This window comes from Caballeronia sp. ATUFL_F1_KS4A (genome assembly GCF_023630905.1).
GTDB lineage: Bacteria > Pseudomonadota > Gammaproteobacteria > Burkholderiales > Burkholderiaceae > Caballeronia > Caballeronia zhejiangensis.
Genome location: NZ_JALQEB010000039.1, coordinates 217,323 through 232,850, shown reverse-complemented (window position 1 = coordinate 232,850; position 15,528 = coordinate 217,323). Strand labels below are relative to the sequence as shown.

The window sequence follows — 15,528 nt, the reverse complement described above, 5'->3', positions numbered from 1 at the left end:
ACATCATGGACAACATCAAAACGGTCGCACCGCAAAGATGGTGGCATCTCATGCCGATCATCTTCATCACGTACAGCCTCGCTTATCTGGATCGCGCGAACTACGGCTTTGCGGCGGCCGCGGGCATCGACAAGGATCTGGGCATCACGTCGGCGACCTCGTCGCTGATCGGCTCGCTGTTCTTCCTCGGATACTGCCTGTTTCAAGTGCCCGGCGCGATCTACGCACAGAAGAACAGCGTCAAGAAGCTGATCTTCGCGAGCCTCATCTTGTGGGGCCTATGCGCCGCCGCGACCGGCATGGTGAGCAACATTCCGACGTTGATGGCGCTGCGCTTCATCCTCGGCATCGTCGAAGCGGCGGTGATGCCGTCCATGCTCATGTACATCAGCCGATGGTTCACGCGCACGGAACGCTCGCGCGCGAATACGTTCCTCATTCTCGGCAATCCGGTCACGGTGTTGTGGATGTCGATCGTGTCGGGCTATCTCATTCGCAACTTCGGCTGGCGCGAAATGTTCGTGATCGAAGGCGTGCCCGCGATTCTGTGGGCCATCGTGTGGTGGTTCACGGTAAAGGATCGTCCCGCCGATGCCCCTTGGATGAGCGACAAGGAGAAAGCCGATTTCGATGCCATCCTCAAGTCCGAGCAGGCGCATATCGCGCCGGTGCGGGACTACAAGGCGGCGTTCCGTTCGTCCATCGTGCTCAAGTGCTGCGCCATTCACGCGTTGTGGAGTATCGGCGTATACGGCTTCATCATGTGGCTGCCGTCGATTCTGAAGTCGGCGTCGAAAACGATCGATATCGTCTCGGTCGGCTGGCTCTCCGCCGTGCCGTATCTCGCGGCCATCGTTTTGATGCTGCTCGCATCGTATCTGTCCGATAAAACGCGCAATCGAAAGCTCTTCGTGTGGCCGTTATTGTTGATCGGCACGGTCGCGTTCGTGGGTTCGTATCTCGTCGGCACGTCGAATTTCTGGCTGTCGTTCACGTTGCTCGTGATCGCGGGCGCCACGATGTACGCGCCTTACGGACCGTTCTTCGCGCTCGTCCCCGAGCTGATTCCGAGCAATGTGCTCGGCGGCGCGATCGGTCTCATCAACGCGTGCGGTGCGCTCGGCGCCTTCCTCGGCGCGTGGCTCGTCGGCTATCTGAACGGTGCGACGGGCAGTCCTTCCGCATCGTATGTGTTCATGGCCGCGGCGCTGCTCGCGTCGGTCGTCCTCATGATGCTGGTGCCCGCGCAGACCGGCCAGCGCTCGACACCCAAGGGAGGCACGGGCAGCAAGTCCGATTCCGTGACTTCTCTTCTCGTGAAATAACTCATGGCAACGCTCATCACCGACGTCAAGGTCATCCTGACCGCGCCTGAAGGCATCAATCTCATCGTCGTCAGGGTCGAGACGAATCAGCCCGGCTTGTATGGGCTCGGCTGCGCGACCTTCGCGTACCGGCATCTCGCGGTCAAGTGCCTGATCGAAGATTACTTGCGGCCCTTGCTGATCGGGCGCGATGCCGAGGCGATCGAAGAGCTCTGGCAATTGATGCATCAGAACGCGTACTGGCGCAATGGACCGATCGAAAACAACGCGATCTCGGGCATCGATATGGCGTTGTGGGACATCAAGGGCAAGCAGGCGAACATGCCGCTGTATCAGTTGTTCGGCGGCAAGGTGCGCGAAGGCGTGCCGATCTATCGTCATGCGGATGGCCGCGATCTCAACGAACTCTGCGACAACATTCAGCGATATCGCGAGCAGGGCATCACGCATGTTCGCTGTCAAAGCGGCGGATACGGCGGCGGCGCATTCGGCCGCGCGCCATCGAATGCGCCGGAAGGCGCTGCGGACGGCATTTACCTCGACAGCCGCAAGTACATTCGCGACACGCTCAAGCTGTTCGATGGCATCCGCAGCAAGATCGGCTTCGATGTCGCGTTGTGCCACGACGTGCATGAGCGTCTGAAGCCGGTGGAGGCGATTCGCTTCGCGCGCGAGCTCGAGCCTTTCGAGTTGTTCTTTCTCGAAGATGCGATGGCGCTCGAAGAAGGCGAATGGATGCGCCAGTTGCGCGAGAAAACCACGACGCCGCTGGCGCAAGGCGAGCTATTCAACAATCCGTATGAATGGCGCTTTCTGATTACGGAGCGGTTGATCGACTTCATTCGCGTGCATCTGAGTCAGATCGGCGGCATCACCGCGGCGCGAAAACTGCAGATCTTCGCCGAGCAATTCGGCGTGCGGACGGCCTGGCATGGTCCGGGCGACATGTCGCCGCTCGCGCACGCAGCGAACATTCATATCGACCTTGCATCGCGTAATTTCGGCGTGCAGGAATGGTCGGGCACCGAGCCGCCGAACTTCGTGATTCAGGAACTGAAAGGTCCGCGTGAGGCACTGCTCGATGTGTTCCCGGGACTTCCTCAGTTTCGCAACGGCTTCGTTCATGCCAACGAAAAGCCGGGCTTGGGCGTCGATCTCGATGAGCGTGAAGCGGCGAAGTATCCGTGCGAGCGTAACGTCACGCTATGGACGCAGACGCGCTTGATGGACGGCGGGTTGCAGACACCCTGACGGCTGCGCTCGATTGACTTCCTGCCGGCTCCATGGCTATTCTCGCGTCATGAAAACGTCGCGGCGCGAGCGATCGCGTCCCCGGAGATTCACTTGCGCTTCGACCTCCAATCGCTGAAGCTTTTCGTCGCCGTCTGCGAACACGGGAGCATCGCGCGGGCTGCGGAATTCGAAAACATCGCGGCTTCGGCGCTCAGCAAGCGCATGTCGCAGCTCGAAGACATCCTCAAGACGGCGTTGTTCGTGCGTAGCAACAAGGGGCTGGAATTGACCGTCGCGGCGGCAGCACTGCTGCAACACGCACGGACGCTTCTGCGCGACATCCAGCAGATGGAAAGCGAATTGCTCGACCACGCGGAAGGCGTTCGCGGTCAGATCCGGCTACACGCCAGCCTCTCCACCATCGTCCAGTACATCGCCAAGGATATCCGCGATTTCCTGGATCTCCATCCAGCTTTGCGCATCGACCTTCAGGAGAGCCTGAGCCCTGCTGTCGTGCGCGCCGTTTCCGAAAACACTGCCGATATCGGCGTATTCGGCGGCACCACGGTAACTGCCGGCCTGCAGGTCTATCCGTACCGAAGCGACCGCCTCGTGGTCATCATGCCGCCCGATCATCCGCTGGGCCGTGCCGGCCGTCTCAAGTTTCGCGAGGTGGCGCGATATCCGCTCGTGGGGCCTCAGGAAGGAAGCTATCTGAATTCGCTGGTGTTGCGCGCGGCGGCAGACCTCGACCATCCGCTCAAGCTGTCTATCCGGGTCAATGGCTTCGAGCCGGTGCGCAGCATGGTCGAAGCGCGCCTTGGCGTGGGACTCGTGCCCGAGCATCACGCCGAGCGCTACGTCAGCTCGGCGCCGCTGGTTGCTGTCCTGCTGGACGAACCGTGGGCCGAGCGGCACTGGAAAATCTGCGTGCGTGAGGCAGAGTCACTTCCCGCACCCGTCCAGCTCTTCCTCAAACACCTGCTCGCAAGCGCGCAGCAGCAGCCCGGCAATCACGAATAAGCTAGCCTCAATCCGGGTTCCGGCCACGACAGCGCACCCAGACGCCCGGTGCCGGACATCGTGACATACGCTGTCTTCATGTCGGCGCCTCCGAAGCAGATGTTCGTCACCATGCCGTCGGGGACCATGACTTGCCGCATCACCTCGCCGGTCGGCGCGACCACGGTGATGCAACCCGTGACGAGCGTCGCTACGCAAATGTTTCCTGCCGCGTCCACGGCCAGGCTGTCGAATCGCTGGTAGCCCGGAAGCCCGCACACGAGACGTCCGCCGTGCGGCGATGGATACGGATGCTTGCGCGCCCGGCCGGGTTCCTCCAGGTCGAACGCCCATAAGCGCGCCGTTTCTGTTTCGGCGACGTAGACCACGCGATCGTCGGGCGACAGACCGACGCCGTTCGCGGTAGTAAGCGGATACGCGACTTCGACGATCATCGACCCGTCGGCTCGCGCGTAATAAAGACCCGCGTGATCGCGATCGCGCAGCCGGTTCTTGCCGAAATCAGTGAAGTAAAAGCCGCCTTCGTGGTCGAACACGATGTCGTTCGGCCCGCACAGCGGATGATCGCCGCAGCGCTCGTAGAGCGTCGTCAGCGTGCCCGTGCGCGGGTCGAACCGTTCGATCCGCCCACTCGTATAGCCTGGATGGATACCCGGCCGAGTGCGATTGAGCCCCGCAACGGTACGGAACAGGAATCCCCCGTTGTTGCAGATGTAGAAAGCGCCGTCCGGACCCACAGCGAGACCGTTCGGCCCTCCGCCTGTTTCCGCAACGACGCTCACGCTGCCGTCGACGGATACGCGGCTGATCGTCTCGCGCTCGATTTCGACCAGCACGACCGAGCCATCGGCCATCGCCACCGGTCCCTCGGGGAACATCAGGCCCTCCGCCAGGATGCGGATGTCGCTCTCCATGTCTGGTCTCCTCGGTTCAACGCTTGTCCGCATTCTCGACGAAACGGTTGTCGTATGTGGTCTTCAGGTCGATCGATGCTTTGCCGATTTCGGGATCGAATGCGGTCAGGACATCGTGTACGGTATGCGCGGCGGCGTCCGTCATCAGGCCGTCGCGCGAAATGCAGCTTCGCATGTTGGCGTACGCACGAGCGAAGACATCCTTTTCGGCCAGCGCATATTGCTGCGGTACGGTGGCGGCGACCTGTTCGGGCGTTGCATGCGCCATCCAGCGCTCGGCCTCGACGATCGCATTCGTCACCGCTTGCACGGTATTCGGATACTTGACGAGAAAATCTCTCGTCGTGTACATGGCCGCTTCCGGATAGTCGCCGCCCAGTGTCGCGCGCGTGCCGGCCGGGTCTCGCATCACGGCCAACGGAAACAGATCGCCGCTGCCCTGCAGAACGGTGGCGACCGGGTCGTTGCTCATCAACGCGTCGATCTGACCGCTGCGCGCCGCAGCGATCGCTCCGGCAGATGAACCCACGCCGATGATCGACACGTCGCCGGGCTTCAAGCCGGACTTGCTCAGCAGATAGTTCACGCCCATATGAAAGCTCGATCCGGGCGAACTCACGCCGATACGCATGCCTTTCAGGTCCGCATAAGTCTTGACCTTGTCGTGGCTCGCGCGCGTCGCACCGAACACCCATCCGGGGCACGAGGCCAGCGTCACGAACGAGACCAGCTTCTGCCCCTTGGCGGCCATGGTTATCGTATTGGAGTAGGCGCCTGCCACGATGTCGGCACTTCCGCCCATCATCGCCTGCAGAGCCTTGGCGCCTCCGCTGAACACGCCGATCTCGACATCCAGCCCGGCCTGTTTGAAGTAGCCCCGGCTGTCCGCAATGACGAACGGCAGGTAAGGAAAGCCGACGCCCGCCGCCGCCAGATGCAGCTTCGGCTTCTCCGGCACAGGCGCGCCGCTCGCGGCCGATGCAGTCGAGACGGCAGCGAAGATTGCCAATGCAATGGAAACCTGACGCCAAAGCGCTGTCACGATAGTTTGTCTCCGTCGAATATTTCTCGCGCGACCGTGCCACGAAGCGTTCAACCCTGCACGACGTTCTGGCGCTGCTGCCCGAGGCCCTCGATGCCTAGCGTCACGATATCGCCCGCCTTCAGATAGACCGGAGGCTTCTGCCCCAGGCCGACTCCGGGCGGCGTGCCCGTGGAAATAATGTCGCCCGGCTGCAATGACATGAACTGCGACAGGTATGAAACCAGATATCGCACGCCATACACCATGGTGACCGTACTGCCGTTCTGATAGCGATGTCCGTTGACTTCCAGCCACATCGGCAGCGTCTGCGGGTCGGGAATTTCGTCCGCGGTGACGAGCCAGGGCCCGGTCGGACCGAACGTATCCGCCGACTTGCCCTTGGTCCATTGGCCCTGACGCTCCGCCTGAAACGCGCGCTCGGACACATCGTTGATGACGCAATAGCCCGCGACATGGTTCATCGCATCGGCCTCGCCGACATACTTGGCCGTCTTGCCGATGACCACGCCCAACTCGACTTCCCAATCGGTCTTGAGCGAGTCGCGCGGAATCTCGATCGAGTCGTTCGGACCGACGATCGCACTCGTGGCCTTCATGAAGATGATCGGCTCCGGCGGCACCGTGGCGCCGGTTTCCGCTGCGTGGTCGGAATAATTCAGGCCGATGCAGATGAACTTGCGCGTGCCGCCCACGCAGGGGCCCAGACGCGGATTGCCTTCCACGCGCGGCAACGACGCAATGTCCAGCGCTTTCAGGCGTGCGAGGCTATCCGGCAGCAGAGCGTCGCCGGCGATATCGGCAACATGGTTCGACAGGTCACGGATATGTCCATCGGCATCGAGAAGGCCCGGCTTCTCTTCGCCCGGTGAACCGTAGCGCAACAGCTTCATATGTATGCTCGCTTCAGTAGGTGGCGCGCCCGCCGGACAGATCGAAAACCGCTCCGGTGGTGAAGGAATTTTCTTCGCTGACGAGCCACGCGATCATGGCGGCGGCTTCATTCAGTTCGAGGAAACGGCCCCGCGGAATCTTGCCCAGCATGTACTCGATATGCTCCGGCGCCTGCTCCATCGCGCCGGGCGTGCGCGCAACGGCCGGTGTCACGCAATTGACCGCGATGTCGTGACGTGCCAGCTCCTTTCCCAGCGACTTCGTCATTGCGATGACCGCGGCCTTCGCCGAGCTGTAGGCCGCCGCATTCGGATTGCCTTCCTTGCCGGCGACCGAAGCGAGATTGACGATACGGCCGTAGTTCTGACGGACCATTTCCGGGACCACCGCACGGCAGCAATGGAACGTGCCGTTCACGTCGATCTCCATGACCTGCTTCCAGATATCGATCGGATAGTCGATCAGAGCCGCATTCGGGCCGACGATCGCCGCGTTGTTGACGAGGATATCGATACGTCCCATCGATTCCAGCGTCGCCGCGACAGCCGCTTGCACGCTCGCGTAATCGGCAATGTCGACGCGCTCGAAGTGAACGTCGTGCCGGCGCAGTTGAGTACGGGCCTGCTCGATGCCAGCAGGATTCACGTCCCAGACCACGAGTCGCGCACCGGACTCGAGCAGCCGGCGGCCGACTTCGAGACCGATGCCTTGGGCGCCGCCCGTCACGACAGCGACGCGGTCCGCCAGATTGATTGTGTTCGTCTGCAATTTAGTCCCTTCAGGTTGGATCGCGCATTCACGCGCTGGCGGCAACGGTCTGTCCGGCCACGGGGCGCCAGCGCAGCAGATAGTCTTCGATCATCGATACGGCCGTATCGAGCACTAGCGCGAACACGGTCAGCACCAGAATCCCCGCGATGACCGAGTTGATATCGAACACGCCTTCGGCCAGCAGAATCAGATAGCCAACGCCTTTCTCCGAGCCCAGATACTCGCCCACCACGCTGCCGACGAACGCGATGCCGATCGCGTTGTGCAGGCTCGAAAACACCCAGCTCGTCGCCGATGGCAGATACACATGCCTCATCAGTTGACGCGAGTTCGCCCCGAGCATCCGCGTATTGGAGAGCACGGTCGGGCTCACTTCGCGCACACCCTGGAACACGTTGAAAAAGACCACGAAGAAGACGAGCGTCACGCCCAAGGCGACTTTCGACCAGATGCCCAGCCCGAACCAAAGCGCGAAAATCGGCGCGAAAATCAGGCGCGGCATGGAGTTCATCGCTTTGATGAACGGATCGAACACGACCGCCAGAAACGGGCTAAGGGCAAGCCAGAGACCGCATCCCAAACCCAGAACCGTGCCGATTGCGAACGCAAGCATCGTTTCGAGCAGCGTCGTGTACAGATGGCGAAACACCGAGCCCGTGACGAACCACTCGACGATGCGACGCGCCACGCCTACCGGATCGCCGAAGAAGAACGGCGACAGCCATTTCTGATACGTGCCGAGCCACCAGATGAACAGGACGCCGAGCAGGATTGCGAGCCGCGTCGCCAGAACGGTGAAGCGATTGCCTGGACTAAACTCGATTGCGCGCATAGCTTTTCAGAACCTCGCCTCTAAGCACGTCCCATATCTGGGTGTGCAGTTGAAGGAAACGCTGCGTCATGCGGATCTCCGACATCTCGCGCGGCCGCTCGAGATCGATCTCGAACTCAGCGATAGGTCGTGTACCCGGTCCCGCCGATAGCACGATGACCCGGTCGGAAAGCGAGATCGCCTCTTCGAGATCGTGAGTCACGAACATCACGGACTTGCGGTCGTTCGACCACAGCCGTAACAGCTCGTTTTCCATCAGATGACGAGTCTGGATATCGAGCGCGCTGAACGGTTCGTCCATCAGAATGATGCGGGGATTGAGCGCCAGGGCTTGCGCGAGACCGGCCCGCTTGCGCATGCCGCCCGACATCTGATGCGGATATTTCTTCCCATGACCTTGCAGCCCTACTCGCTCGAGCCAGCCGCGGGCGACGCTCAAGGCTTCCTCGCGCGGCATCCCGCGAAAGATCAGGCCGATGGCAATGTTCTCTTCGGCGGTCTTCCACGGCATGAGCGCATCGACCTGGAACAGGTAGGCGGCCTGCGTGTTGAGACCGTGAGTCAGTTTCTTGCCGAACACGCTCAGGCTGCCCGACGAAGGCCGGGTAAGCCCGGCGGCGACGTTCAACAGTGTCGACTTGCCGCAACCCGTAGGACCGACGATCGAGACGAACTCGCCGTCTCGTATCGTCAGGCTTCCGCCGGAAACCGCGGTGTAGGTCTGCGCTCTCTTGCCGTTGCCGGCAAAAGTGCAGGTCACGTTGTCGAAGCGTAACGCTTCGCGCGCTTCCGCCTGTCCGCTGTCGAGCGGGACGCTATACGCGGCGGTGCTCATGGCTGGACCTCTGCCGCCTTTCTGACAAATCGATTGTCGTAGGTCGTGGCGAGGTCGATCTTGGCCGAGGCCACCGCCGGGTCGAAGGCCGCAAGCACTTCATGCACCGTTTGGGCGCCCTTGGCCGTGATTTCCCCGTTCTGCGCGATGCAGCGTCGGCTGTTCGTGAAGGCCTCGGCGTAGAGCGCCTTGTTGTCGCCCAGAAACTGCGGCGGCACGTTGTCGGCGACCTGTTGCGGCGTCGCCGTGGCGATCCACTTTTCCGCGCGCACGATCGCATTGGCGACTGCCTGAACCGTCTTCGGATTCTTGTCGATGAAGTCCTGCGTCGCGAATACGCTCGACTCGGGATAGTCCGCCCCGAACACCTTCACGTTGCCGTCCGCCGTACGCATGTTCTCGAGCGGTCTCAGGCTGCCGTCTTTCGTCAGGATCGTGGCACTGGGATCGTTGACGATAAGCGCATCGATTTGCCCCGCACGCACCGCCGCAACGGCGCCGGCCGCCTGCCCTACCCCGATGATCGATACGTCCGAAGGCTGCAGCCCCGCCTTGTGCAGGATGTAGTTGACCGCCATGTGCGTGCTGGAGCCTGGCGCGCTCACGCCGATTCGCATGCCCTTCAAATCTTTGGGCGACTTGACGTCGGTCTCGTGTTTCTGCGATACGCCGAAGATCCATCCCGGGCAAATCACTTGTGCGGCCACCACGACGAGGTGCTGACCCTTCGTCGCCATGGTGATCGTGTTCGAGTACGCGCCCGCCACCATATCGGAGCTGCCGCCCAACAAGGCCTCCAGCGTCTTCGAGCCGCCCGAGAATGCGGCGATGGTTACGTCGAGCCCCTCGTCCTTGAAATAGCCGCGCTGCTTGGCGACGAGCATCGGCAGGTATGTGATGCCCGTCGACGCCGCCGCGATGTGCAGCTCGGGCTTCTCAGGCGTGTCCTTCGCCACTGCCGTGGCCGATGCGCAAACGAGTCCCACGGCTGCGCACAGTGCAACTGCGAGTTTCAGCTTCATGGTTGTCTCCTCCCTTTCAAGGGATGTGGGTGCGAAAACTGCCCTGCAAGGCTGGCCTTGCGTGATCGTGACGCCGCGCTGCCAGCCGGTCCAGGCCGCGATCCGCCCTAAACGACTTCTTTCTGCAAGGCTTCGACCACTGCATCGCCCATGTCACGGGTGCCGACGCTTTGCGTACCTTCCTGATGGATATCGGCGGTTCTGTAGCCGGCGGACAGCACGGCCCGCACGGCCTGTTCGACGCGCTCGGCGGCGTCTTCCATCTCGAAGCTCTCGCGCAGCATCATCGCGAGCGACAGGATGGCAGCAAGCGGATTGGCGATGTCCTTGCCTGCAATGTCCGGCGCCGACCCATGCACGGGCTCGTACAGCCCTTTGCGGTCGTAGCCCAGCGAAGCCGACGGCAGCATGCCGATCGATCCGGTCAGCATGGCCGCGGCGTCCGACAGAATATCGCCGAACAAGTTGCCCGTGACGATGACATCGAACTGCTTGGGCCGGCGCATCAGCATCATGGCGGCGGCGTCGACGAAGAGATGGCTCAGTTCGACGTCCGGATAGTCCCGCCCGACGCGCGTGACAGTTTCGCGCCACAATTGACTCGCCTCCAGCACGTTGGCCTTGTCCACCGAGCACAGCTTGTGGTGACGTCGACGAGCGGCGCGGAAAGCCGCGTGCGCGACGCGTTCGACTTCCGATTCCGAATAGCGCATCGTGTTGAAGCCGACGCGCTCGCCTGCCTCGTTGGTCTCGAAGCCGCGCGGCTGACCGAAATAGGCATCGCCGTTCAGCTCGCGAACGATCACGATGTCGAGTCCATCGACGACTTCCGGCCGCAAGGTCGAAGCGCCGATCAGTTCCGGGAACATATAGGCCGGACGGAAGTTCGCGTACAGCGTGAGCGCTTCGCGCAACTGCAGGAGACCCGTTCCGGGACGACGCTCGCGGGGTATCCCTGCTTCGTCCGCGACGCCTACCGCACCGAACAGGATGGCGTCGGCCTTGCGCGCCACGTCGAGCGTGGGCTGCGGAAGGGGCACGCCGTGCGCCCGGATGCCGGCCTCGCCGATATGCGCCTCCTGGGTCTCTGCATGGGGTGCCACGACTTGCAGCACCTTGAGCGCCTGCGCCACTACTTCCGGACCGATGCCATCACCGGGCATGACTGCAATCTTCATCTGAACTCCTCCAGGTCGTTTTGGAAAGCGCGCGCCTCACTAGGCATCGGCACGATTGCGCTCGAATGCATCGATGCGGTCTCGATGCGAAAGCGTGTAATCGATCTCGTCCATGCCGCGCAGCAGGCATTCCTTCGCGAAGGGCTCCATATCGAAAGGATGCGAAGCGCCATCGGGTAACGTCACGGTCTGCGCGGGCACGTCAATGGAGATCCGGCTGACTGCCCTGCTGCCGAGGCTTTCCAGGAGCGGAAGCACGACGCTCTCCGGCAGCACGATCGGAAGCAGCCCGTTCTTCAGGCAGTTGATGAAGAAGATATCGCCGAAGCTCGGGGCGATCACCGCCCGGATTCCGTAGTCATACAGCGCCCAGACCGCGTGCTCCCGCGAAGAGCCGCAACCGAAGTTGTGGTTCGCCACCACGATGCGCGCCTCGCGAAACGACGCCTGGTTGAGCACGAACTCAGGCTTCTCGGCGCCATCCGGACCGAAGCGCAGCGCACGAAAGAGGAACTGGCCGAAATCGTCGGAGCGGGGTTTTTGCAGGAAGCGCGCGGGCAGGATCTGGTCCGTATCGCAATCGATGCCGGCGATCGGGACGGCGACCCCATCGAGGTGAATCAGGCTTTCCATTTCATGCTCCCAGGAGACGGCGCACATCGGTCAGACGCCCTGTCACGGCAGCGGCAGCAGCCATGGCCGGACTCATCAGATGCGTGCGCACCCCAGGTCCCTGACGGCCCACGAAATTGCGATTCGAAGTGGAAGCGCAACGCTGCCCGGGCGCGGCGATATCGCCGTTGGTTGCAAGGCACATCGAGCAGCCGGGATAACGCCACTGAAAACCGGCTTCCTTGAACACGCGGTCCAGTCCTTCCGCCTCGGCCTGAGCCCGTACCTCGTGCGAGCCCGGCACGACCCACGCCTCGACGCGAGATGCGATGCGACGGCCGCGCGCCACCTCCGCCGCGCTGCGCAAATCCTCTATGCGCCCGTTCGTGCACGATCCGATGAACACCCTGTCGATCGCCACGCCTTCCAGCGCCGCGTTCGGAGGCAACCCCATGTAGTTCAGCGCTTTCGACATCGCCGCGCGTCGATCCGGGTCGGCTTGTCGCGCGGGATCGGGAACGCGTCCGTCGATGCCGCAGGCGTATTCGGGCGTCGTGCCCCACGTGACCATCGGGGCGATGTCCGAGACGTCGATGTGTATTTCCCGATCGAAGGCCGCGCCGGGATCGGTGAACAAGTCGCGCCATTGCGACATCGCGCGGTCCCACGCATCGCCATCGGGTGCGTAGGGACGCCCCGCGATGTACGCGAACGTGGTTTCGTCCGGTGCGATCATGCCTGCTCGCCCGCCAGCTTCGATGGTCATGTTGCAGAGCGTCAGCCGGCCTTCCATCGACAGGCCGGAGATCGCGGAGCCCGCGTACTCGATGACGTGGCCCACGGCGCCGGCCACGCCGATCCGGGCGATCACGGCGAGAATCAGGTCCTTGGCGGTGACGCCCGTGCCCGGGCTGCCGTCGAGTGTGACGCGCATGTTGCCCGACTTGCGTTGCCACAGGCATTGCGTGGCGAGCACGTGAGCCACCTCGGTCGCGCCGATTCCGAAAGCAAGCGCGCCCATCGCCCCATGTGTCGATGTGTGGCTGTCGGCGCAGACGACGGTCATGCCGGGCAAGCTCAACCCTTGCTCGGGCCCGACCACGTGAACGATGCCGCGACGGGAATCGTCCATGTCGAACAGCGTGATCCTAGACTCGGCGGCGTCGCGCTGAAGCGCCTGAATCATGCCGCGCCGCTCCGGGTCGGCCACCGCGGACAGGTCGTTTGCGACGCTGGAAACGTAGTGATCCGCCGTGCCGAAGATGCGCTCGGGGGAGCGTGGCGTCAGGCCGCGCTGACGCAACAGATCGAAGGACTGCGCGGTGACGTCGTGAATGAAATGGCGGTCGATGAACAACAGATCCTGTCCGTCGTCACGCGACATGACCCGGTGACGGTCCCAGATCTTGTCGTAAAGCGTGCGCGGGCGACCCGCTCCTTGTTCGAGTTGCATCGCTTCGTCTCACTCCGTGAATGCGCCGTTTGCGAACGCTTGCGTACGCTCGGCGGGTCGGTGTTGTGAGAGCATCATGCGCCAGACGCACTGCGTTGTACGTGCTATTTCGGCAAGGCACCATCGTGAAACGCGATGCCGGGGCGGCCCCTGCGGTGGACGACGCGATAGTCGAGGTGCAGCCCCGGCTCCATGCTTGCCAGATTCCGACTGTGGACAGCGGCAAAACGGCAGACGGGAAGCGGCGAGACATGCCCGGCGGCGGGTTCCGATGCGTTCAGTCGACAGAAGATTCGAGCTCCGAACCGCTGCGAAACCGCGCGGGCGACACGTCGTGATACCGCCGCCACACGCGCCGAAAATCCCGGACGGATGCGAAACCGGATTCCTCCGCCACGCGCTCGATGTTGTAGTCCGACTGCGCGAGCAAGCGCTGCGCGCTCGCCACCCGCAGACTCTGCTGATACTCCAGTACGGTGACGCCCGCGTGCTCCGCAAACAGGCGGCTCAGATGCCGCTGGCTCACATGCGCGGCACGCGCGAGTTCGGCGACGCTCCAGTCGCGCGCAGGGTTTTGCGCGATGGCATCCTGCGCGCGATGCACCGCCGGATGCATGTGATTCCGATGCGCAAGCCACGGCGAAAGCTGCACGTCGTCGCCTGCACGGCGCTGATAGACCACCTGACGGCGTGCGATATCGGCGGCGCGCTCGGCTCCCGCATAGTGCTCGATCAGATACAGCGACAGGTCGATACCCGCGGTGATTCCGGCGCTCGTCAGCACGTCGCCGTCATCGACGAACAGGCAGTCGTATTGCACGCGCGCGGTCGGTTCCGCGCGCGCGAGTTCATCGACGAGTCCGAAGTGCGTGGTGCAGCGCCGTCCCGCAAGCAGCCCCGCGCGCGCAAGCAGGAGCGCGCCGGAACAGATGCTGGCGATGCGCGTGTCTTCGGCCGGGGCGCATCGAAGCCACTGCGCGACCGTATCGAACGGCGCGTTCGTGCCCGGCTCCGGCGACTCCGTGCTGCCGACGACCATGACGAGACTGTTCCGCGGCAGCCTGTCGGGCAACGGTTCGATACCGTCGATGAAGGTGCCGAGCGACGTCGCCGCGCGCTCGAGCGGGCCGCAGTGATGCAGCGCGAAAGGCCCGCCGGCTTCGGCCGCCATTCGCATCGCCTCGGCCGGGCCGGCATAGTCGAGCATCAGCACGGGCGGCGTCAGCACGAACCATACGGATATCGGCGGAATCATGCAGCTTTTGCCGTGCGCCACGCAGCGAGCGCGTCGTCGGTTGTGGCGATGCGCGCGAAGCGTCCCTGCAGCACGAGTTCCGTATGCGCCTTGATCTCGGACGTCGAGTAGACGCGGCCGCTGATGGCGTGAGTCATCGGAAACGTGAGGGTAGCCTCGGTCACGTAGTCGACGGTATAGCCGATGTCCGAGGCGACTCGCGTCGTCGTCTCGCAGCACTGTTCGGTGCGGATGCCCGCGATCACCAGATGATCGATCTGGCGCCGGCGCAGCCACAGGTCCAGGCCGGTATCGGTGAACGCGTTGTGCGTGTGTTTCTCGAAGACGACATCGGGCGAAGCGGGCAACCAGTCCAGCGGCTTCACGAAGCCCGATTCCTTCTTGAACGGTCCGGCCTTGCCGACATGGAAGATATGAACCACCGGAACGCCGGCTTCGCGCGCGCCGCGGTCGAGGCGCAGTACGGCTTCCTTGAAAGCCGGCAGATCCGTGTCGGACCAGTCGGGCATGTGGCGAAACGATTCCTGAACGTCGATGATGACGAGAGCGGAACGGCGTTGGTCAGCGGTCATTTTTGGCCTCGATGATTGAACGTGCAATCATCATAATGCCCCGCCAACCGCGCAGGAAAGAGCATTACGCGTCATCTTTGCGGACAAAATCCGCCATCACGAGCCCATAAGTTCGTCGGGCAGCATCGCGAGTATCCATGCCGCTGCGTTGCGACCGGATGCGGCCCGCCCTACACTTGGCTACGCGCATCGCGCGCGGGAGCAACGTGTCATGGTCGAAGTCCTCGTCATTCTCCAGCTATCCATATCGGCCGCCGAGCGCGATGCCGTCATGCGCGCCGCCCCGCCGACGCAATCCATCTCGAACCGCGTATACGTGAGCACCGCGGATGCTTCGGCCGTTCCACGCATCGCGTCGATGCACGGCGTCGCCAGCGTGCTGACGCACGCGGAATCGTCGGTGAAGCAGTCGAACGGGCTCGACGATACCGAAGCGCTTTTTGTCGATGCATGGATGTCGCGGCTCGGCCAGGTCAAGACGCGCCGTGGCGATCAGCTCGACTGGGACACGCCGCCGATGCAACCGCCCGATCCGAAGCGGTGACGCATCGGCCGCGTGGACCCCTA

16 protein-coding genes are annotated in these 15,528 nt (G+C 63.0%); 4 read left to right on the top strand and 12 right to left on the bottom strand.

The genetic code is table 11. The features are described from left to right. The first annotated feature begins 5 nt into the window (after positions 1-5). From NCS03_RS26545 to NCS03_RS26535, 3 genes are all read left to right on the top strand, one after another. Entirely contained in the window at positions 6-1,325 is a 1,320-nt protein-coding gene (locus tag NCS03_RS26545) for an MFS transporter (protein ID WP_008346630.1), read from the top strand. Positions 1,326-1,328: 3 nt separating this feature from the next. After that, a complete protein-coding gene (locus NCS03_RS26540; protein WP_250530131.1) occupies positions 1,329-2,576 on the top strand; it encodes an enolase C-terminal domain-like protein in 1,248 nt (415 codons plus the stop codon). A 93-nt stretch (positions 2,577-2,669) separates the two neighbouring features. After that, positions 2,670-3,581: a LysR family transcriptional regulator gene (locus NCS03_RS26535; protein ID WP_008346626.1), complete on the top strand. Its 912-nt coding sequence runs from the start codon at positions 2,670-2,672 to the stop codon at positions 3,579-3,581. Here the strand turns inward: NCS03_RS26535 and NCS03_RS26530 are convergent. The 12 genes from NCS03_RS26530 to NCS03_RS26475 form a co-directional block, all read right to left on the bottom strand. Next, a complete protein-coding gene (locus tag NCS03_RS26530; RefSeq protein WP_250530130.1) occupies positions 3,572-4,495 on the bottom strand; it encodes an SMP-30/gluconolactonase/LRE family protein in 924 nt (307 codons plus the stop codon). The two genes, NCS03_RS26535 and NCS03_RS26530, sit on opposite strands and share 10 nt — an antisense overlap. Positions 4,496-4,511: 16 nt before the next feature. Further along, positions 4,512-5,537 (bottom strand): ABC transporter substrate-binding protein, encoded by a 1,026-nt coding sequence (locus tag NCS03_RS26525; protein ID WP_502801546.1) that lies wholly within the window; start codon positions 5,535-5,537, stop codon positions 4,512-4,514. Between the two features lie 50 nt (positions 5,538-5,587). Further along, positions 5,588-6,430 carry a fumarylacetoacetate hydrolase family protein gene (locus NCS03_RS26520; RefSeq protein WP_175980145.1) on the bottom strand — a complete coding sequence of 281 codons (843 nt, stop codon included), beginning with the start codon at positions 6,428-6,430 and terminating at the stop codon, positions 5,588-5,590. Between the two features lie 13 nt (positions 6,431-6,443). Then, the gene (locus NCS03_RS26515) at positions 6,444-7,199 is read right to left on the bottom strand and encodes an SDR family NAD(P)-dependent oxidoreductase (RefSeq protein ID WP_250530129.1); all 756 of its coding nucleotides are present in this window, start codon (positions 7,197-7,199) and stop codon (positions 6,444-6,446) included. A gap of 28 nt (positions 7,200-7,227) precedes the next feature. After that, positions 7,228-8,034: an ABC transporter permease gene (locus NCS03_RS26510; protein WP_008346615.1), complete on the bottom strand. Its 807-nt coding sequence runs from the start codon at positions 8,032-8,034 to the stop codon at positions 7,228-7,230. After that, on the bottom strand, positions 8,015-8,869 hold the full coding sequence (locus NCS03_RS26505) for an ABC transporter ATP-binding protein (RefSeq protein ID WP_175980146.1): 855 nt from the start codon (positions 8,867-8,869) through the stop codon (positions 8,015-8,017). Before NCS03_RS26505 ends, NCS03_RS26510 begins: the two co-directional genes overlap by 20 nt. Further along, positions 8,866-9,891, bottom strand: coding sequence for an ABC transporter substrate-binding protein (locus tag NCS03_RS26500; RefSeq protein ID WP_008346612.1), 1,026 nt, complete (start codon positions 9,889-9,891; stop codon positions 8,866-8,868). The genes NCS03_RS26505 and NCS03_RS26500 overlap by 4 nt, the downstream gene beginning before the upstream one ends. Positions 9,892-9,998: 107 nt before the next feature. Then, positions 9,999-11,069, bottom strand: coding sequence for a 3-isopropylmalate dehydrogenase (gene leuB, locus NCS03_RS26495; protein ID WP_008346610.1), 1,071 nt, complete (start codon positions 11,067-11,069; stop codon positions 9,999-10,001). A 39-nt stretch (positions 11,070-11,108) separates the two neighbouring features. Then, the gene (leuD, locus tag NCS03_RS26490) at positions 11,109-11,702 is read right to left on the bottom strand and encodes a 3-isopropylmalate dehydratase small subunit (protein ID WP_250530128.1); all 594 of its coding nucleotides are present in this window, start codon (positions 11,700-11,702) and stop codon (positions 11,109-11,111) included. 1 nt (position 11,703) lies between these two features. Next, positions 11,704-13,134, bottom strand: coding sequence for a 3-isopropylmalate dehydratase large subunit (gene leuC, locus NCS03_RS26485; protein WP_250530127.1), 1,431 nt, complete (start codon positions 13,132-13,134; stop codon positions 11,704-11,706). 277 nt (positions 13,135-13,411) lie between these two features. Continuing rightward, the gene (locus NCS03_RS26480) at positions 13,412-14,389 is read right to left on the bottom strand and encodes a GlxA family transcriptional regulator (protein WP_008346605.1); all 978 of its coding nucleotides are present in this window, start codon (positions 14,387-14,389) and stop codon (positions 13,412-13,414) included. Next, on the bottom strand, positions 14,386-14,961 hold the full coding sequence (locus NCS03_RS26475) for an isochorismatase family protein (RefSeq protein ID WP_250530126.1): 576 nt from the start codon (positions 14,959-14,961) through the stop codon (positions 14,386-14,388). Before NCS03_RS26475 ends, NCS03_RS26480 begins: the two co-directional genes overlap by 4 nt. A 211-nt stretch (positions 14,962-15,172) precedes the next feature. On the opposite strand from NCS03_RS26475, the gene NCS03_RS26470 reads away from it, so the two are divergent. Beyond that, entirely contained in the window at positions 15,173-15,505 is a 333-nt protein-coding gene (locus NCS03_RS26470) for a hypothetical protein (protein ID WP_008346602.1), read from the top strand. The last annotated feature ends 23 nt before the right edge of the window (positions 15,506-15,528 follow it).